Annotated in this window: 22 protein-coding genes; 10 read left to right on the top strand and 12 right to left on the bottom strand. The window is 38.7% G+C overall.

Features of this window, described 5'->3' with window-relative positions:
* Positions 1-339: 339 nt before the first annotated feature.
* The 3 genes from FFS26_RS01670 to pdeM all read left to right on the top strand — a co-directional run bounded on the left by FFS26_RS01670 (position 340) and on the right by pdeM (position 4,220).
* A complete protein-coding gene (locus tag FFS26_RS01670; protein ID WP_137904100.1) occupies positions 340-2,793 on the top strand; it encodes a ligase-associated DNA damage response DEXH box helicase in 2,454 nt (817 codons plus the stop codon).
* A 130-nt stretch (positions 2,794-2,923) separates the two neighbouring features.
* Positions 2,924-3,526 carry a 2,3-bisphosphoglycerate-dependent phosphoglycerate mutase gene (locus FFS26_RS01665; RefSeq protein WP_110008880.1) on the top strand — a complete coding sequence of 201 codons (603 nt, stop codon included), beginning with the start codon at positions 2,924-2,926 and terminating at the stop codon, positions 3,524-3,526.
* A gap of 49 nt (positions 3,527-3,575) precedes the next feature.
* Positions 3,576-4,220: a ligase-associated DNA damage response endonuclease PdeM gene (gene pdeM, locus FFS26_RS01660; protein ID WP_110008879.1), complete on the top strand. Its 645-nt coding sequence runs from the start codon at positions 3,576-3,578 to the stop codon at positions 4,218-4,220.
* Between the two features lie 57 nt (positions 4,221-4,277).
* On the opposite strand, the gene FFS26_RS01655 is transcribed toward pdeM, so the two are convergent.
* Complete coding sequence (locus tag FFS26_RS01655; RefSeq protein ID WP_110008878.1) at positions 4,278-5,498, bottom strand: MFS transporter; 1,221 nt, start codon at positions 5,496-5,498, stop codon at positions 4,278-4,280.
* 151 nt (positions 5,499-5,649) lie between these two features.
* On the opposite strand from FFS26_RS01655, the gene FFS26_RS01650 reads away from it, so the two are divergent.
* The 5 genes from FFS26_RS01650 to FFS26_RS01630 all read left to right on the top strand — a co-directional run bounded on the left by FFS26_RS01650 (position 5,650) and on the right by FFS26_RS01630 (position 8,117).
* Positions 5,650-6,240, top strand: a complete 591-nt coding sequence (locus FFS26_RS01650) for a TetR/AcrR family transcriptional regulator (RefSeq protein ID WP_137904099.1) — start codon at positions 5,650-5,652, stop codon at positions 6,238-6,240.
* A 69-nt stretch (positions 6,241-6,309) separates the two neighbouring features.
* On the top strand, positions 6,310-6,768 hold the full coding sequence (locus FFS26_RS01645; protein WP_137904098.1) for a hypothetical protein: 459 nt from the start codon (positions 6,310-6,312) through the stop codon (positions 6,766-6,768).
* Positions 6,769-6,770: 2 nt separating this feature from the next.
* Positions 6,771-7,073, top strand: a complete 303-nt coding sequence (locus FFS26_RS01640) for a DUF3817 domain-containing protein (RefSeq protein WP_137904097.1) — start codon at positions 6,771-6,773, stop codon at positions 7,071-7,073.
* On the top strand, positions 7,070-7,432 hold the full coding sequence (locus tag FFS26_RS01635; protein WP_137904096.1) for a rhodanese-like domain-containing protein: 363 nt from the start codon (positions 7,070-7,072) through the stop codon (positions 7,430-7,432). The genes FFS26_RS01640 and FFS26_RS01635 overlap by 4 nt, the downstream gene beginning before the upstream one ends.
* A 178-nt stretch (positions 7,433-7,610) precedes the next feature.
* A complete protein-coding gene (locus FFS26_RS01630) occupies positions 7,611-8,117 on the top strand; it encodes a pyridoxamine 5'-phosphate oxidase family protein (protein WP_110008873.1) in 507 nt (168 codons plus the stop codon).
* A gap of 100 nt (positions 8,118-8,217) precedes the next feature.
* Here FFS26_RS01630 and FFS26_RS01625 read toward each other — a convergent pair whose 3' ends face one another.
* From FFS26_RS01625 to FFS26_RS01615, 3 genes are all read right to left on the bottom strand, one after another.
* Positions 8,218-8,451, bottom strand: a complete 234-nt coding sequence (locus FFS26_RS01625; RefSeq protein ID WP_137904095.1) for a conjugal transfer protein TraF — start codon at positions 8,449-8,451, stop codon at positions 8,218-8,220.
* Between the two features lie 4 nt (positions 8,452-8,455).
* Positions 8,456-9,346: a dihydrodipicolinate synthase family protein gene (locus tag FFS26_RS01620; RefSeq protein ID WP_110008871.1), complete on the bottom strand. Its 891-nt coding sequence runs from the start codon at positions 9,344-9,346 to the stop codon at positions 8,456-8,458.
* Positions 9,347-9,481: 135 nt separating this feature from the next.
* On the bottom strand, positions 9,482-9,937 hold the full coding sequence (locus FFS26_RS01615) for a cupin domain-containing protein (RefSeq protein ID WP_137904094.1): 456 nt from the start codon (positions 9,935-9,937) through the stop codon (positions 9,482-9,484).
* Positions 9,938-10,037: 100 nt separating this feature from the next.
* Here FFS26_RS01615 and FFS26_RS01610 point away from each other — a divergent pair, with 100 nt between their 5' ends.
* Positions 10,038-11,465 (top strand): PLP-dependent aminotransferase family protein, encoded by a 1,428-nt coding sequence (locus FFS26_RS01610; RefSeq protein ID WP_137904093.1) that lies wholly within the window; start codon positions 10,038-10,040, stop codon positions 11,463-11,465.
* Positions 11,466-11,610: 145 nt separating this feature from the next.
* On the opposite strand, the gene FFS26_RS01605 is transcribed toward FFS26_RS01610, so the two are convergent.
* Positions 11,611-12,747, bottom strand: a complete 1,137-nt coding sequence (locus tag FFS26_RS01605) for an Atu1372/SO_1960 family protein (protein ID WP_137904092.1) — start codon at positions 12,745-12,747, stop codon at positions 11,611-11,613.
* 116 nt (positions 12,748-12,863) lie between these two features.
* Here FFS26_RS01605 and FFS26_RS01600 point away from each other — a divergent pair, with 116 nt between their 5' ends.
* Positions 12,864-13,667 carry an AraC family transcriptional regulator gene (locus tag FFS26_RS01600; RefSeq protein WP_171006217.1) on the top strand — a complete coding sequence of 268 codons (804 nt, stop codon included), beginning with the start codon at positions 12,864-12,866 and terminating at the stop codon, positions 13,665-13,667.
* Here FFS26_RS01600 and FFS26_RS01595 read toward each other — a convergent pair.
* The 7 genes from FFS26_RS01595 to FFS26_RS01570 all read right to left on the bottom strand — a co-directional run bounded on the left by FFS26_RS01595 (position 13,649) and on the right by FFS26_RS01570 (position 19,413).
* Positions 13,649-14,305 carry a DUF6766 family protein gene (locus FFS26_RS01595; protein WP_110008868.1) on the bottom strand — a complete coding sequence of 219 codons (657 nt, stop codon included), beginning with the start codon at positions 14,303-14,305 and terminating at the stop codon, positions 13,649-13,651. The genes FFS26_RS01600 and FFS26_RS01595 overlap by 19 nt on opposite strands.
* A gap of 73 nt (positions 14,306-14,378) precedes the next feature.
* Positions 14,379-15,908 carry an FAD-dependent oxidoreductase gene (locus FFS26_RS01590; protein WP_137904091.1) on the bottom strand — a complete coding sequence of 510 codons (1,530 nt, stop codon included), beginning with the start codon at positions 15,906-15,908 and terminating at the stop codon, positions 14,379-14,381.
* Positions 15,909-15,932: 24 nt separating this feature from the next.
* Entirely contained in the window at positions 15,933-16,097 is a 165-nt protein-coding gene (locus FFS26_RS22385; RefSeq protein ID WP_171006216.1) for a hypothetical protein, read from the bottom strand.
* A 40-nt stretch (positions 16,098-16,137) separates the two neighbouring features.
* Positions 16,138-16,887: an SDR family oxidoreductase gene (locus tag FFS26_RS01585; RefSeq protein ID WP_110008865.1), complete on the bottom strand. Its 750-nt coding sequence runs from the start codon at positions 16,885-16,887 to the stop codon at positions 16,138-16,140.
* An 8-nt stretch (positions 16,888-16,895) separates the two neighbouring features.
* On the bottom strand, positions 16,896-17,693 hold the full coding sequence (locus tag FFS26_RS01580) for an SDR family NAD(P)-dependent oxidoreductase (protein WP_110008864.1): 798 nt from the start codon (positions 17,691-17,693) through the stop codon (positions 16,896-16,898).
* Between the two features lie 4 nt (positions 17,694-17,697).
* Positions 17,698-18,198 (bottom strand): CinA family protein, encoded by a 501-nt coding sequence (locus FFS26_RS01575; protein ID WP_110008863.1) that lies wholly within the window; start codon positions 18,196-18,198, stop codon positions 17,698-17,700.
* 36 nt (positions 18,199-18,234) lie between these two features.
* The gene (locus tag FFS26_RS01570) at positions 18,235-19,413 is read right to left on the bottom strand and encodes a zinc-dependent alcohol dehydrogenase (protein WP_137904090.1); all 1,179 of its coding nucleotides are present in this window, start codon (positions 19,411-19,413) and stop codon (positions 18,235-18,237) included.
* Positions 19,414-19,437 lie beyond the last annotated feature (24 nt).

The following is a 19,437-nucleotide window of genomic DNA, read 5'->3' as shown; positions in this document are numbered from 1 at the left end:
TCTAATATTCTTTGTTCGCAAAGGCACTCCGTTCAGCTATAGTAAGATATTGTTTTGCTGAGTGAATCGCTTTTGCGATCGAAAATATAACATAATCATACAAACTCTTAGCGTCCTTAGCGTTGAAATTTGGTTAAAAAAATTACTACATTAATTATTTTAACGCAATAACGCAATGATTTTTAAATTATTAATAATATTCTTTGTTCGCAAAGGCATTCCGTTCAGCTATAGTAAGATATTGTTTTGCTGAGTGAAACGCCCTTGCGATCGAAAATTAAACAATATCAAATAAAAACTTTGTGCCCTTTTGCGTTAAAAATTTAAATAAAAATAGAATTGGCAGCTTTTGAACATAGCAACGGATTAAAGATCATCCAGCAATGGATGACCGACAAAGGTATTGCCCCTTTTAAATTTCAGCTGGAAACCTGGAAGAAATTTGGAAACGGATACAGCGGAATGGTGGTAGCTCCCACCGGTTTTGGGAAGACTTTTTCCGTGTTTTTAGCCTTGATTTCAGACTTTCTCAATCATCCTGAACAATATAAAAAAGGGTTGAAAATGATCTGGATAACACCTCTTCGTTCTCTTTCCAAAGATATTGCAAAAGCAATGCAGGAAGCTATTGATGAAATCGGACTTGACTGGACGGTAGGTGTAAGAAACGGAGACACCGATCCCAAAGTAAGACAGCAGCAGGTGAAGAAAATGCCGGAAATTCTTGTGGTAACCCCTGAAAGTCTTCATTTGCTTCTCGCTCAGAAAAATAATGAACGCTTTTTCACCGATATGAAATGTGTAGCTGTGGATGAATGGCATGAGCTATTAGGTTCAAAACGTGGTGTGATGGTAGAACTCGGTATTTCACAGCTTAGAAAATATACCCCAAAAATGAAGATCTGGGGAATTACGGCAACGATCGGAAATCTGGATGAAGCCATGGATGTGCTTATTCCCTATGATATTAAAAAAACAAAAATAAGTGCCAAAGAGCATAAAAAGATAGATATTATCCCGGTTTTCCCCAATGAAATTGAAATATTGCCATGGGCAGGACACCTTGGCAATAAGCTCGCCGATAAAGTGGTTCCCATTATTCTGGATTCAAAATCTACCATTGTTTTTACAAATACCAGAAGCCAGAGTGAGATGTGGTATCAGTTATTGTTGGATGCACATCCGGATTTTGCAGGCCAGATTGCCATTCATCACAGTTCTATTGATGCTCATTTAAGAATCTGGATTGAGGAAAACCTAAGTTCAGGAAAGTTAAAAGCTGTTGTCTCCACATCATCCCTCGATCTGGGTATTGATTTTAAGCCCGTAGACACCGTTATTCAGGTTGGATCTGCCAAAGGAGTTGCCCGTTTCCTTCAAAGAGCAGGACGCAGCGGCCACTCCCCTTTTGAAACCTCAAAAATATATTGTGTTCCGACCCATTCTTTAGAACTGATCGAAGTTTCAGCGTTAAAAGAAGCCGTAAAACAGAAAGTTGTTGAGCCAAGGGAACCCCAGGTCCTGTGTTTCGATGTTTTGGTTCAGTTTCTTATGACATTGGCTGTTGGAGATGGCTTTTATCCTGATGAACTCTATGGAAGAATCAAAAAAGTGTATGCTTTTCAGGAAATGCTGGATGAGGAATGGAAAAGCATTCTCGAATTCCTGACCATTGGCGGCAGTGTATTAAAAAACTATGAAGAATTCCACAAGATCGTCATTATGGAAGACGGTCTGTATAAAGTCACTTCAAGGAAAATTGCAATGCTTCACCGGATGAATATGGGCGTGATTGTAAGTGATGCCATGCTGAAAGTGAAATTCATATCCGGAGGCTATATTGGAATGATTGAGGAATATTTTATTTCAAAACTTAAAAAAGAAGAAAAATTTATTCTGGCCGGAAGAACGCTCGAGGTCGCCATGATTAAAGATATGACAGTTTATGTAAGAGCCGCTAAAGGAAGAGCTTTAGTTCCAAGTTATCTTGGAGGAAGGCTGCCGCTAAGCTCCAATCTGGGTCATTTTTTAAGAGAAAAACTCTCTCATGCATTAAGTCCGAAAGCTTCTGAAAAAGAACTGAAGTTTCTGCATCCTTTACTGATCAATCAGGAAACCCGTTCCCATATTCCCAAAGAAGATGAATTTCTGGTGGAAATGATCAAGAACCGTGAAGGTTACCATTTGTTCATGTATCCTTTTGAAGGGCGTCTTGTACATGAAGTCATGGCCGCTCTGATTGCCTATCGAATCTCAAAGCTCGCGCCTATTTCTTTTTCCATGGCCATGAATGATTATGGATTTGAGCTGTTCAGCGATAAGGAAATCCCTTTAAATGAGGATAATCTACAGCAGATTTTAACCAGAGAAAACCTGATGAATGATGTCATTGCAAGCATCAATTCTGCGGAAATGGCCCGAAGGAAGTTCCGTGATATTGCCGTTATTTCAGGAATGGTCATTCAAAATTATGCCGGACAGCAACGCTCCAACAAATCGCTGCAAAGTTCTGCAGGATTAATTTTTAAAGTATTGGAAGACCACGATTCCAATCATTTTTTAATAAAGCAGGCGTATACAGAAGTTTTTAATATGCAGCTTCAGGAACAAAGGCTTGTAGAGGCTTTTAAAAGAATTGAAAAATCGGAAATTATTTTAAAACATTCCCGTTCCTTTACACCACTGAGTTTTCCGATTAAAGTAGACAGCTTAAGACAAACGCTGTCCAGCGAAGGTCTGGATGCGAGAATTAAAAGAATGTTGAAACTTTCTGATATAAGTGATATTTTATAAATGAACTCACTAAGTTTCCTTCAATTTTAATCCTATTCTTAGCCTAATATTCTATGTTAATTTTCTTGATAAGCTTAAATAATCATCGTAACTTAGAATATACCTTATTAGTAGTTTAATAAAATTTAAAATGGAAAAATTGTTCCTGGTTCGTCACGGGCAGTCACTCTGGAATCTTGAAAACAGATTTACAGGCTGGAAAGATATCGATATAACAGAAGCGGGTATTGAAGAAGCAAAAAAAGCAGGTATTGCCTTGAAAGGAGAAAGAATTGATATCGCTTTTACTTCTGCACTCATCAGAGCACAGCATACACTCTCTATCATTTTGGATGTCATTGGAAATCCTGATATTCCTGTCATTCAAGATAGAGCACTTAACGAACGCTGTTATGGAAACCTTGAAGGATTAAATAAAGCAGACACCGCTCTGAAATATGGAGCCGAACAGGTTCATATCTGGCGCAGATCTTATGATGTAGTTCCTCCCGGCGGAGAAAGTCTTAAAGATACTTATAACAGAGTGATCCCTTATTTTGAAAGAGAGATACAGCCGTTATTGAAACAAGGCAAAAATGTATTAATTGTAGCCCACGGAAATAGCCTTCGTGCCTTAATTATGTATCTGGAGCATCTTTCTCCCGAAGAGATTTTAGAAAGAGAGATTGCTACCGGTTTTCCTCTGACTTATATTTTTGATGAAAAATTTCACGTCAGCCGGAAAGTTAGCTGATCCGGTTTAAATAGCTTACCTTTAAACCTTCAATTTTTCAATCTATCAAGTGTTTATAGCAACTAAAAATATTTCCATCCAAAATGAGACTTTCATTCTGACCAATCAGCGGGCGGCATTCTGGCAAAAAGAAAAAGCGTTGATTCTTTCCGATCTTCACATTGGAAAGACCGCTCATTTCCGAAAAAACGGTATTGCACTGGCCAATCATATTATGAAAAGTGATCTGGAAAGATTATCCGCTTTGATTGAATATTTTCAGCCGGAAAAGTTTGTAGTGGTCGGAGATTTACTTCATGCCGGAGACAATTCTGATGTGGATGAATTCTGTATATGGAAAAATCAATATCCGGATATTGAGTTTTATCTTATTGAAGGAAACCATGACCGGATTTCAAAAACGCTGGAAAAAAAGTTATGTTTTAATCATAAAGCTGAATGGCTGGAAATAGATGATATTACGTTCATTCATGATTTTGATGTATCCAGATCCGGATTTCAGATTACCGGACATATCCATCCGGGAATTGTGCTGAATTCTGCGGTAAAGAATATCAGGCTTCCCTGTTTTGCTTTAAGCAGCAATCAGTTATTATTGCCTGCATTCAGTGAATTTACAGGACTGGATACGAAAAATCTGCCTAAGAAAAGTACATTTTTTGTGTTTACGGATGCGGATATTTATGAGATTTAATTTTTTTATTATCTAAAAATATCCATGTCAAGGTTTTAAACCTTGACATGGGTAAAACTATATATTTTTCTTGCTTAAACGGATACTGTAGATGGTTATTAAAACCGTAACCAACAGGAACAAAGCTCCTATCCATGGTGTGCTTGCCAGTCCTAAAGAGGATGTTACAATCATTCCACCTGCATAAGATCCGATGGCAATGCCAATATTAAAAGCAGCAATATTAATCCCCGAAGCAACGTCTTCAGTTCCGGGCAGTTCTTTTTCTGCAATCTGGACTACCAACAGCTGAAGTCCGGGAACCGAAGCAAATGATAATGCTCCCAGAAGGAAAAGTGTAACGATACTGAATACCGGGCTGTTTACGGTGAAATAAAATGCCAGCAGTACCAGTCCTTGTGCAGCAAACATCCATAAAAGGGCATTCAGAGGATTTTTATTGGCTACTTTTCCACCAATCAGGTTTCCCAGGGCAATGGCAATTCCATAAATCAAAAGAATAAAAGTGACTGTAGATTCCTGAAACCCTGTGATTTTCTGTAAAATGGGCGACAGATACGTAAATACCACAAACGTACCTCCATATCCCATTGCGGTCATTAAAAAAGCAAAAATCAAACGTCTGTTGCCCAGTACTTTAAACTGGCTTTTTAAAGAAGCTGTTTTTCCATTTTTAAGATTTTTAGGAACCAGTAACAAACTGGCAACCAATCCGATAATTCCAAGGATTGAAACCCCGATGAAAGTTGCTCTCCAGCCGAAATGCTGTCCTATGAATGTTCCCAGCGGAACTCCCGTTACTATGGCGAGAGTAAGTCCGGCAAACATGATGGAAATTGCGGTAGCTCTTTTCTCTTCAGGAACCAGTGAAGCTGCAATGGTAGAACCTATAGAAAAGTAAACCCCATGCGCCAATCCTGTAAGTACTCTTGCCAGCACTAATGTTATAAAGCTGGGAGCAATAGAAGCCAGCCCGTTTCCAATAACGAATAACAGCATGATTGATACCAGCAGCATCTTACGCTGTATTTTCCCTGTGAGAGCTGTTAAGATGGGAGCTCCGATAGCTACTCCTATCGCATAAAGACTTACCAAAAGCCCTGCTGAAGGAATGGTAATTCCAAGGTCTGATGCTACTGTAGGAAGAAGTCCTACAATGACAAATTCCGTAGTTCCTATTCCGAAGGCACTTATTGTTAATGCCCATAAAGCAGCAGGAAGACCTCTTTTGGCTGTCTGTGCTTCAGTATTGATCTGTATTTCTTTTTGAAAATTCATTGTCTTGTAATTTTGTAGATATTGACAAGGCAAATTTCCGATGAATATTTGTATTATAAAAATTATTTAAATTCTATCAAAGTATCAGAATAATGATAGTTTTATTTTCCCTGTAAAATTTGTTTCTTTGCAACAATAATCAGCAGTTTTAATGAAGAAATCAGAAGCAACCCGTCTTACTATTCTCCAGAAAGCGTTCGAATTAATCTATGTGAAAGGTTTTCAGACTACAAGCATTGATGAAATTATTGCAACGACTCAGGTGACGAAAGGTGCTTTCTATTATCATTTTAAAACCAAAGATGAAATGGGGCTGGCTATTATCACCGATCTGATGAAACCCAACTTCAGAAAAACTTTCATTAACACTCTTCACAACAATCCGGATCCTTTAAAAAGTATTTATGATATCATGCACCATCTTTTGATGGAAAATGATTTTTTAAAAGTGGAATACGGCTGCCCTACTTCTAATTTTGTGCAGCAAATGGCTCCATGGCATAACGCCTTTACTCAGGCTCTTCACGAATTGTCAAAAGAATGGGAAGTGGCGCTTGCTGAAAGTATTGAAAGAGGTAAAAATGCCGGATTAATCAAAAAAGAAGTAGGTGCAAAAGAAGTGAGTGTTTTTGTAATTTCAGGGTATTGGGGAGTAAGAAATCTGGGCAAACTTGAAAACTCAAAAGAAGTATATCTCACTTATTTAAAGGGTCTTAAGTCTTATTTTAAAAACCTTCAGTAATTTTTTTATTAAAAAACATACTAATTAGTATGTTTTTGTTTTACCTTTGCTCTGTTCAAAAAATAACCCATGTATCAAACCCTGACTTTTTTACATTCCCAAACCCGTTGGCTGGTTTTAATAAGTTTAGTCTACGCAATTTTCCGGGCTTTTAAAGGATATTTCTCAGACCGTAAATTTACAGCAGCCGACAATTCTGTGAGACACTGGACGGCTACAATTGCTCATATCCAACTGATTATAGGCATGATTTTTTATCTCAAAAGCCCTGTGATTCAATACTTCTGGAAACATTTTAATGAAGCTAAAGATTCATTTGAACATCTGTTTTTCGGGTTAATCCATATCGTACTGATGATTACAGCGATTGCCATTATCACAATTGGCTCAGCGCTGGCTAAAAGAAAGCTTTCGGATAAAGAAAAATTCAAAACGATGGGGATCTGGTTTTCTATAGCATTGGCTATTATTTTCATTGCTATCCCCTGGCCTTTTTCTCCTTTTGCAAACAGACCTTATTTCAGATAATTATGATCAATTTATTTAAAACAAAGATTGGCCGGCTGAGAGTTCTGGCGATCCTGGAAGGAATTTCACTCCTGAGTTTGGTATTTATTGCTGTTCCGGTGAAATACTGGATGGGAAATCCCTTGTTTGTAAGGCTTATCGGCCCTGTTCATGGAACATTATTCCTGCTTTTCCTGTTCAACACATTGAGTGTAGGTGTAGAACAAAACTGGAAATTTAAAGAAATAACCTGGAAGGTAATTCTTGCCTGTTTTATTCCATTCGGGACATTTTATATTGACAAAAAAATACTGAGCAAGCTATGAAAAGTATTCTCCTCATTTTGGGTGCAGTTTTTATTCTGTACATTGTGTATAGGGTTTACCTGTTGCAGACTTTGGACAACGGATTGCCCGAACTCATCAGAAAAGGAGCTGTTATTCTTGATGTAAGAACTGAAAAGGAATACCAGACAGGACATATAGAAGGTTCCATTAATATTTCATTAGGGACAATCAGAGAACGGTATGTAGAACTGGATCCTGAAAAAACATATATAACAGTATGTTCACACGGGCTTCGCAGTGTAAAAGTTGAAACTATTCTGAAAGAAAAAGGATTTAAACGTGTATACAACGGAGGCGCATGGAGTGATCTTCAGACAACATTAAGTAAGAAACAATAATTTTTCGATCATTATTTTAAGGAGAGATTAACTTTGAACTGAATTTTATAAATAAATTAAGCTTAGGTACCACATTTTATTTCTTTTTGGTCGGGTATTTGAAAGACTTAAGCAAATTATTCATCATTCTGCTGAATAAATTTCTTTTAATTTACATTAATCACTTAAAATATTTAATATGTCAACAGAAAACCTTACCCACCTTGAAGCGATCAAAAAGATCAAAGAACTCTCGGAAAGTGCGAGAATATGCATGTTCTGTACAGAACTGGAAACCGTTCCTGTGAATTCAAGACCAATGACTCTTCAGGAAACAGACGACAGCGGAAATTTGTGGTTTATCAGCAGTGGAACCAGCAATAAGAATTTTGAAATCAAAGAAGACCGTAGAGTACAGTTGTTTTTTATGAACAACAGCGATTCCCAATATCTTTCGGTGTATGGAGAAGCTTCTGTCTATAAGGACAAAGCAACCATAGAAGATAAATGGTCTCCAATGGCTAAGGCCTGGTTTGATGGTAAAGATGATCCCAATGTTACGATTATCCGTGTAGAACCTAAAGAAACCTATTACTGGGATACTAAAGCAGGAAAACTGGTAAGCCTGTTTAGTTTTGTTGCGGCCGCAATCACAGGAAACAAAACCGATAATTCGGATGGTATAGAAGGAAATGCAACGATTTAAAAAGCTCTGAATAAGCAATACATTTTCCCACAGATTTTACAGCGGTAAAACAAAAAACGGCTCAAGAAATTGAGCCGTTTATACTACAAAATTAATACTGTTAATTTTTCACCTCTTCCATAGAAGCTCCAAAATTAATATGAAGCACATTGCCGTTTGGTGTCACTAGAGCAGGCACAGATTTTACTCCAGCCTTTTCCGCGTCCTCAATTTTGCTTCTGTCATTACCCAAATGGACAATTTCTACATTTTCCAAACCTATAAGGTTAACGATATCATGCTCAGCACTGATACATACAGGGCATCCTGCGTGGTAAAAAATGGATTTTTTCATAAGATTATACTGGATTGATAAGGGTTTTAATAATACTTTTTAATTCTTCGGTTTCTTTTTCGTGAAGCGGTTTCAGAGGGCTTCTCAGGTTTCCGCCATCTTCACCCAGAATATTCAGCCCTGATTTCACTGCTCTCGGCAATCCTTTGTTTACAATAAATTTCAAAAGGTCAAACTGCTGATAGAAAATCATTTTTGCTTTTTCAAGATCACCTTCTTCCACCGCATTATAAAGGCTGATATTCAGTTCAGGAATAAGATTAGGAGCTGCCGTACACCAACCCCTTGCTCCCGCCGAAAATGCCGCCAGAGCCAAAGGATTGGAACCGTTGTAGAAGGCAACGTCTTCTCCCAGTTCTCTTCTCAGGTAATGCATTCTCTGAACATCTCCTGTACTTTCTTTAATCATCGTTACGTTGGGAATTTCAAGCAGCCTTTTCAGCAAAGCCGGAGACATATCTACTCCACTTGTTGCCGGATTATTGTATGCCATAATCGGAATCGATATTTTGCGTGCTACCGCATCATAATGCGTTACAATTTCGTCGTCGGTAAGTTTCCAGTAGCTCATAGGAATGATCATCACCGCATCGGCTCCTGCTTTTTCTGCGAACTGGGCATGATGAATGGTTTTCTCCGTGGTAAGGTTGGATACACCTACAAGCGTTGGAATTCTGCCTTTTACCTGCTGTAAAGTAGCTTCCGTAACTTCTTCTTTTTCTTCGTCAGATAAATAAGGCATTACCCCGGTGCTTCCCAATGGAGCAATTCCGTGGCTTCCGGAAGTGATCAGTCTTTCTACCAGGTGTTTAAAAAGAGGAATATCTACCTTTTCATTTTGGTCAAAAGGTGTTATGGGATAAGCAATTATCCCTTTGAATGGAACATTTTTCATGTTTGTTGATTTAAAATTTGAAAATAATTTTAAACCATTAAGAAAGTATTAAGCTTAATTTTGTTTTGAAAGGAAAAATCATATCCGGTATCAATAATTAACATACAAAATTCTTAATGGCTTAAAGCTCTGGTATTAAAGATCTCTGCCTTCTTCCTCTCTTAAGGCAACTCCTAAGTTCTGCAGCTGAGGCGCATTTTCGCAGGCAATATATTTGGCAGGTTCCGTATCACTGAGATTCTGGTGTTTATGCCATGCCCATGCAGGAATATATACCGCATCTCCGGCTTCCCAATATACTTTTTCATCTTCTACTTCTGTCCATCCTTTCCCTTCAATGACAAATAAAACGGTTTCATAGGTGTGGCGGTGTCTGTTGGTTTGTTGTCCCGGGGTAAGCCCGCCAATCGTCATGCTTACATTTTTACTCGGAAGATCTACAAAAAAAACCGGGTGTTTTCTTTCTGTTGAAAACTGATTGTGTTCTCCTGCATTTTCTACATTTTTATGAATCAAATGACTCGGTTTTACATACTTTGGTCTTGCAAAGGTTTCGTGGAAGTCTTTAGAACTGAATTGTTTCTTGTCCATGATTTTAAATTATTAGGGTTTTGTGCTTTATTGCATGACAAAATTATTCTATCTTTGGACTGTTTAAATGATTCAGTTTTTATATAAATAGATAGTCCAGATGTTGCGCCCTTGGAAATTAGAATTAGAAATTGATAAAAAGCTTGAAAAAGCAGTTTATCTACAGATTGCGGATATGATCATCTCTGATATACGGTCAGGAAGGTTAAAAACGGGAGATGCACTTCCGGGAAGCAGGAATCTTGCCCAGACCTTGAAAATTAACAGGAATACTGTTGTAGAAGCCTATCAGGTACTGATCAATGAAGAGTGGGTAATTTCCAGAGAAAGGAAAGGGATTTTCGTATCGGAAAGACTTCCGGCTTTGCATGAAAAGAATGCAGAGGCATTACATAACCCACATCATCAGCAGGTAATGTCTAATGGAATTGTAATCAATTTCGATGATGGACATCCCGACAGTAAAATTGCTCCTGTGACAGAGCTGGCCAGAGCCTACAGACAAATTTTCGGCATCAAAGCCAAGTGGCAGATGATGGGATATGGAAGTGAACATGGTGACACAGAATTTAGAAAAATGATCTCACAGATGCTCAACCATCAGCGTGGAATGCATATTCATGAAAATGAAATTTCCATTACAAGGGGCAGCCAGATGGGAATGTTTCTGACCGCTCAGACACTTTTAAATCCCGGAGACATTGTTATTGTGGAAGATCCGGGGTATCAACCTGCATGGCAGGCATTTGAGTATGCAGGAGCAAAGCTTTTGTCGGTCCCTGTAGATCAGGAAGGAATCCATATGGAGACTGTTGAAAAGCTTTTAAAGCAACATCAGAATATTAAAGCCCTGTATATTACTCCTCACAGACAATACCCTACTACAGTTACTTTGAGTCTTGCAAGACGATTACAATTAATTGAGCTGTCCAACCAATACAATATAACCATTATTGAAGATGATTATGATAATGAGTTTCACTTCGGATACCGCCCTATTCTCCCGATTTCAAGCTTTCCCGAACTGCACAACTATGTGTACATCGGAACTTTAAGCAAGGTGGTAGCTCCGGCTTTAAGGATCGGTTATCTGGCCACTAAAAATCAGGAACTATTAAAAAGAATTGGTGATCTGAGAAAAATTATTGATGTACATGGAGATGTTATCATGGAACAGGCAGTTCTCCAGCTGATTAAAGAAGGAGCCATAAAAAAGCACATCAGAAAGGCTACTGTTCATTATAAAAACAAAAGAGATTTTGTCTTTGAACTGTTGACAAAATACATGAAAGATATTGCCGATTTTACTTTGCCTGAAGGAGGCCTTGCCTTTTGGATTGTTCCCAAAACAAGACTGGATTGGGATGCTGTAACAAAGCTTTTACTGGAAAAAAACATTAAGATTATTCATCCTAAACAATACAGTAAAAGCCAGGTAAACGGATTCAGGTTAAGTTACGGAGCACTTTCTGAAGAGCAGCTGGAGCAAAGTATCCCAGTTATCGCAGAGATTATCTCGGGTTTTTAACTTCCACAGATTTACACGATGTTTATATAATCAAAAAATAAAATATTTTTTAAACTTATGTGAACTTCTCAGCAGGTTATCTTTAAACTTAAAAATCAACTTAAGTGTTTTAAACTTTTGTGATTTTGTTGTTTAGACTGGAAATTTATTCTACTTCAAAAACCGCCTGAATCTCCACAGAAGAGCCCACAGGAATGGAAGAAGCTCCCAAGGTAGCTCTGGCATGTTTTCCTTTTTCCCCGAAGATTTCAACAGCCAGATCAGAAGCCACATTCATCAGATCAGCATGTTTTGTATAATCATCTTTTGTATTGAAAATTCCTGTAAGCTGCACGCATTGTTTTACTCTGCTCAAATCTTCTCCCACAGCTTCATTTAACACTGAAATCACATTCAGCATGGTTACTTTTACGGCGTCTTTTACCTGCTGCTCATTCACTTCAACACCCAGTTTTCCCGGATTGAAAATTTTACCGTCTTTTAAAGCAACCTGATTGATAAATACAAGATTTCCGGAACGGACGAACGGCTGATAATTTCCCGCCGGCTTTGGAACCTGTGGAAGAATAATGTTTTTCTGTTTTAATATTTCACTGAAATTCTGATGACTTTCCGTAACAGCCAGCGTTTTTTTAGAATGCGTATCTTTTAATGCCAATGCTATTTTTGCAAAATTTCTTCCCTGAATTTCAGCCATATTCCGCTCTCCTTTCGTAGGTCTTTCCACATCTTTTAAAGAAGCCATGCTGGTAATTCCCAAAACAGTATTTCCTTGCGGAATGGCTTTGTTCAGTTCTTCTGTTCCACGTATTCCATTAGACACAAGAACCATTCCGTGGACGGCAAGGCTGTTCCAGAAAGCCTGAAGAGCAAGCTCCTTTCCTGCTCCGCTTCCCGCTGACATAAAAACAGTAGCCGGAACTCCTTCCAACGCATGATTGGTCCAGAGCTGAACAGTTCCGGATAAAAATTCACTCATTCCTGTGCTGATATTTCCGAAATAAACCGGTGAACCAAAAGCGATTCCATCATAATGGGTCAGCTCATCTGGTGTTGCAACCGAAAGATTTTTCAGGTTTGGATTTTGTGATGCCTTGACAAGTTTTATATGGGAAACTGCGTTATTTTCACTTTCAATTCCTTTGGCGAGTTCCTTAGCCAGTTCGTAGGTTCCGCCATTGTCCGAATGAATAAGAACCAGTATGTTAGCTTTATTTTGTGCCATGATGCGGGTGGTATTTGATAATAAAATTAAGATAAAAAAAAGACATAGTTTTTTCATTCTGAATAAGATATAGGTTTTTTATGTGTTAAATCCTGTAACCATGACAGTGACTGTACAAAATTACTATTGTCGTTTTTATTAAATTTGCCAAAATATACATTCAAAACGACAAAATGAAATGCGGACTGATTGAAAAAACGGAAAGCCACTTTGTAGATTCTATCAAAAAGGAAGCCTATGTATGGTGTGAAAAAAACTGGAAACATGATGATTATGAGCACAAGCATAGCCGGGCTCAGCTCACTTTTGTGGAAGAAGGCTACCAGTATTTTCATATCGACCAGAAAATTTATCTCGTCCCCCAGCATCATGTCATCTGGATTCCTTCGGAAAAAGCCCATAAGATCACTTCTGAGGCTCAAACAGTAAATCTGATGGTATTCCTGTTCAGATCGGTTTTTGAAGATGAATTTTACCGTCATGTTCAGGTATTTGCTGTTCCTGCTGTTTTAAAGGAAATGCTTTTGTATGCATCAAAATGGAACCAGTTATTGGATGAAAATGAAGAACAGGACCTGTTTTTTAAAGCTATTCTGAAAAGCCTTCCCAATTTCTGCAAAGAAAGCAGCAGTCTGCAGATTCCCGTTCCTACGGATACAAGACTGATTCCTGTATGCAATGAAATTAATGCCAATTTTAAATATAATCCGGACATGGATGCTCTTGCAGAAAAAGCACAAATGTCTGTGAGGAGCCTCCAGAGAATTTTTAAAAATGAAACGGGAATTACAATACAGAAATACCTTCAGCTGACAAGGATTTTAAAAAGTATTGAACTGATAGATACCAGACAATACACGTTGAGTGAAGTAGCCTATAAAGTGGGCTATCAGAGTTTATCAGCTTTTACATCATCGTATTTTGCCATTATGCAGACAAAGCCGAAAGTGAATAAAAATCAAGGCGTTTCATCATGAGGCATATCCACGGGTTTTGATTCCGGAGAACCTTTTTCGCGAAGCCATATAGAGAGAAGAACCAGGGAAGCAACCGCCAGGAATTCACTCTGCCAGTTTTGAAAAGACTCAAACCAGAACCGCGATTCTGAAATGTATTGAACGGCCGTTACAGCAGGTTTATCTTTCATCATTTGTTCATCATTAAAATCCCTTAGACTGCCATAGAAATGCAAAATGAAACTCGCCAGAAAAAGGATTGCAAAGGCTAGTGATAAAGAATGTTTATAGAGTTTCAGCCATATTCCGCCTTTTTTTACAGGCCATGGCGCTTTGGGGTGTGGTACAGGTTCTTTGTCAACATCTTCCTCTTCTGTCATAGATTTTGATTCACTGGAGCCTTTTTGCCTCAGAGAAATCGTTAATAAAACATACAGCATCATCTGGAGAAATTCGCTTTCCCAGTTTTCAAAAGTAGCCTGTATAAAATGACCGCTATGGATGTATTCACCGATCTTTAAAACTGGCTGGCCGTTTTCAATGAGTTCTTTATTTTCTGTTTTCCAGCCCATAAAAAACTGTCCTGCAAGAAAAATAATCATCAGAGTAATCAGAACAATACTTAAGCTGTTGCGATACAGGAAACTGGTGCGTGACATATTTCTGAGTTTAAAGGTTAGAGTTCAATATTTAAAGTTTAAGGTTTAAAGTTTAAGGTTTAAAGTTTGGAGTTTATGAATCACGTTTTTGATAAGGGAATACCTTTTGGAGGTTCTTTGTGGTGGGTCCGGTAAGAATTTTTCCGTTGACATTAAACCGTGAACCGTGACATGGGCAATCCCAGCTCAGCTCCGCACTGTTCCACCGGACTTCACATCCTGCGTGTGGACAGGTACTTCTGAGCAGATGCAAAGTGCCGTCGTTTTCTTTGTACAGTGCATAAGATTCTGACTCATATTTAATAACTTTCGCTTTACCTTCACCGACTTCAGAAAAAGAATCAATTTTCTCGGTTAAAATTTTATCTTTTACAAAATCAAAAGCTACCGTTGCCGTTTCTTTCACAAAATCCGAAAATCCTGCAACAGGTTTGATTCTGGAAGGATTGAACAGCTCGCCATATTTACTTTTTCCTGTAAGGATAAGATCATGAAGGATCTGTGACGAAAGTGTTCCGAAGATCATTCCGTTTCCTCTGAAGCCTGTAGCCACAAAAATTCTTTCTTTACTTCCGGGAAGTTTTCCTATATAGGGAAACCCGTCCACTGGCTCGTAATATTGGCTGGACCAGCTGTAATAGACTGTTTCTACCTCAAAATATTTTCTGACATAATTTTCAAGTCTTGAAAAACATTCTCCGGTATCATCAGCATGTCCTGTTTTGTGATCTTCACCTCCTGCAATCAATAGATTTTCGCCTTCAATATTCTGAATACGGTAATAGTGATAGGGTTCACAAAGGTCATAACCAAGCTCCCACGGGTATTTGTCATTTTTCATGGTAAAAGCCATGGCATAGCTTCTGTAGGGAGCATTTGTAAAATGAAGAAGATTAACTCCAGGCGGAATATGGGTAGCATAGACTACATTTGCGGCCTTTACTTCCCCTTTTGAAGTTTTTAAAACAACAAAATCATTTTGTTCATCATGTTCTTCACAATGGCAGTTTTCTACAATAGAGCCGCCCAGTTTTATAAAAGCTTCGCAGAGCGCTTTACTATATTTTATAGGATGAAAATGCCCCTGCCCGGGAATAAGCACCGCTTCTCTGAATGGGATGGGAAAAGGAATTTCATTCACATAACTCATTTCATGACCTACCTTGGCTGCTCCTTCTACAATATCTTTCAACTGTTCTTCCTGTTTTTCATCCAGGGCAAAAAGGTAAGCTGACTTTCTTGTGAAATCACAGCTGATCTGATATTTCTGAATATTACCTTCAATAATACTGATGGCATCAGTTCCGGATTGTGCATACAGTTTGGCATTATCCAGTCCAAAATCACGGATAGCCTGATTAAAGGTTGTATCAAAAAAATCGTTCAAATGAGCCGTTGTGCCACCTGTAGTTCCAAATCCTATATTGGCTGCTTCGAGGATAACACATTTCTTTCCGGATTCCTGAAGTTTAAGTGCTGTTGAAACTCCTGTAATTCCACCTCCTACAATGGCAACGTCAAATAAGGAGCTGAGATCCGTTTCTGTAGAAAATTTTCTGATCTCTTCCTGCCAAATACTTTTTCTTGCACCGTCTCTGTACATTACCAGAATATTTTATTGTTAAACTTATCTGATACTCAGGGTATCACTTTCGGGCAGACCGGATTTATCGGTATTGGACGAACTGCTTTTCTGGTCTCTTTTCCGGTTTTCGTCTTCATCAATATTACATCGGCAGGAAGTAAAAGCAAACAGGCTGATAACGCCTAAAATAAGTGCTGTAGTTTTCATATTTTTAACTATTTTCATGTTATTTTATACTTGATCTATTTTAACCGTTTACTATCAGTCCTCCATTGGGGTGTAGTACCTGGCCCGTAATCTGTGACGCATCATCACCTGCCAGAAACAGGAAACTTAAAGCGATTTCTTCAGGTGTAGCATTTCTCTCCAAAGGAGGTTTATTGGGGTTTTCTTTCTTTTCATCAAAAGTTTCTTCGGTAAGTGGTGTAGCCACTGGTCCCGGAGCAACGGCATTGATCCTGATTCCCCTGGGTTTTGCCTGCAGTGCCAGAGAACGGGTGAAGGAAACAATAGCGCCTTTTGTTGCAGAATAATCAAGGAGTTCAGGATGTCCCTGATAGGCGGAAACGGAAGTGGTATTGATAACGCAGCTTCCTTCTTTTAAATAGGGGAATACTACTTTTGTTAACAAAATCATTCCGACAATATTGGAATCAAAAGTCTGTCTGATGTTTTTCTCTTCAAGCTGCTCAATACTTTCTGCAGGAAACTGAATTCCGGCATTATTAATGAGAATATCAATTTTTCCGAATGCCGAGATCACTTCTTTTACCGTTTCTTCACAAAAATCATAATCATTGATATCTCCTTTGAAAATGATACATTTTCTATTCAGATTCTCAATTTCCGCTTTTGTTCTTCCGGCGTCGTTGTCACTGGAATGATAAATAATGGCAATATCTGCACCTTCCAGGGCAAAAAGAAGGGCAACAGCCTTTCCTATTCCGCTGTCTGCACCGGTAATCAAAACTGTTTTATTGTCTAATTTTCCTATCATAAGTCTTTTTATTTTTCTGTTGAAGGTTTCTGCATTTCTGCCATTCTATGAGCCGCCATACTGTCACTGGCTATATTCGCCATTGCTACAGAAAGTTTGTTTTTTAACCCTGATATTATTTTATCATCACCATTCATCAGAGCATGGTAACCATCTGCAGCCACTTCTTCCGGCGATGCCAGATTATCTGGGTCTTCAAGTACTTTACTTCTGTTCATATCCGCTTTATTAAAGAAATCGGTATCGGTAGGTCCCGGTAACAGAGCCGTCACTGTAATTCCGGAATCTTTCAGCTCTTCACGGATGGCCTCAGACCATGATAATACAAATGCTTTAGTACCGTGATATACCGAATGCCACGGGCCGGGAGCTTTGCTGGCTACAGATGCCAGATTCAAAATCTTTCCTGACCCCTCGGGCAGCCGGTCCTTTAAAAACAGTTTGGTCAATATGATGACTGAAATGATATTTAACTGAACAATGTCTACTTCCCTGTGGATATCCGTATCCTGAAATTTCCCGTACACTCCCTGCCCGGCATCATTCACTAATATTTCAGGGCTTATTCCATTCATTTTTAATTCGGAATAAAGAGAATAGACTTCTTCCTGTAAGAATAAATTTTTGGAGATGCTGATTACATTCACTCCACAATTTTTGAGTTCATCGGCTTTTCTTTTCAGCTCTTCATGATCTCTGGCCACAATAACAAGATCATATCCGTTACTGGCAAATTTCTTTGCCAGTTCGTAGCCTATACCGCTGGTAGCACCTGTAATGAGTGCATATTGATTTTTGCGTTCCATAGATTTATTTTAAGATTAAAAGCCTGTTAAGTTCACTTTTAAAACACCCCAAAATAAATTCGGTGTAATATAGCTGGGCATTCAGGGCTTGAGTTTTAGGATGTAATTCCAGTTTTTTAGTCAGGATGATCTCACCTTTGTAAGAGAATGAGAAATAGGCAAAAATTTTATACCCGGAATTCCGGATTGGTGTACAGTATCCGGTTGTAGCGATAGACCAGTCGGATTCGTAAAGTTTTGCGACATTTAAAGCCATCGTCTCTGCAATATTCTCTGAAACGCAGTCACATTCTTCGGCCTCCTGTCTGTTAACCTTTAGTAGTTTTACTTTTTCCGGCAATGTGTAGGCTGTCATTCCTCCTTTGTAGAACATAGAAGCATTAGGCATCTGTGAAAAAGCCAGCTGCAAACATCCTGAAGTGACACTTTCTGCAATTGAAATGGTTTCATCCGTGGTCATCAGTGACTGACTTATATATTCGAGAAGATTTTTTTGAAAGTCCATACTATTAAATTTTGAGTGATTGGTTGATAATTTATTTTAAAAGCCTGTCAGCTTCCATGGGTCAAGAACGACCTTTACACATCCGTCTTCTTTTTTATCAAAAATTTCGTATCCTTTGCTTACTTCATCAAGAGATAAACGGTGGGTAATAACATCATCAAGAGTGATTTTTCCGGTCACGACATAGTCCATAAGCCGGTCTATAATAGGATGAACATTGCACTGTCCTGCTTTAAGTGTAATTCCCTTGTCAAAAATCTGTCCAAGTCTGAAATTGTCATAATTGACGGGATAAACTCCCAGAACAGAAACAATGCCACCTCTGCGTACCGCGCTCATGCATGCTTCCAGCACTTTGATAGAGCCTTTCTCAAAGTTTAAAACAGCTTTTGCACGGTCTATAAAACTTCTTTCCGGTTCAAAACCTACGGCTTCAATACAAAGATCTGCACCCCGCCCGTCTGTCATATCCCTGATCTGTTCAATAGTACTTTCAGCATCTTCCCACAAAATGGTTTCACATCCTGTAAGCATTTTGATTCTGTCTAATCTGTATTGAAGGGTATCAATTACAATAACTTTCTTTGCGTTATGAAGAACAGCACTTTTCGTGGCCATTGTCCCTACCGGGCCTGCTCCAAAAACCGCAACGGTTTCTCCTCCTTTAAGCTCTCCCCACATCACTCCTGTGTAGCCTGTTGGGAAAATATCAGTAAGAAATAAAACCTGTTCATCACTAAGGTTTTCCGGAACTTTTCTGGGCCCAAAATTCGCGTAGGGAACTCTTACATACTGGGCCTGGCCACCGTCATATCCTCCATACAGGTCGGTATATCCGAACAGAGCTCCGCCTTTTTCTTTAAAAATACCTCCTTCCGGGCCGTAATAATCGGGGTTGCTATGTTCACATGCGGTGGGAAGATCATGCTGGCAGAAGAAACAGCTTCCACAAGCAATGGGAAAAGGAACTACTACCCTGTCGCCTGCTTTCAGGTGACTGATGTTTTTCCCGGTTTCTTCTACGATACCCATAAATTCATGTCCCATTACCATGGGTCTGGCCTGCGGAATTCCTCCTGAATACATATGGAGATCACTGCCACAAATCGCTGTGGAAGTTACTCTCAGAATAATATCATTTTCATCCAGAATTCTGGGATCTTCTACGGTATCACAGGTAATATTACCTGGTGAATGAAAAACGGCTGCTTTCATAATGTAGATATTTAAAGTGATTGG

This window comes from Chryseobacterium sp. 2VB (assembly GCF_005503635.1).
GTDB lineage: Bacteria > Bacteroidota > Bacteroidia > Flavobacteriales > Weeksellaceae > Chryseobacterium > Chryseobacterium cupriresistens.
This window is presented reverse-complemented; position numbering and strand designations above follow the sequence as displayed.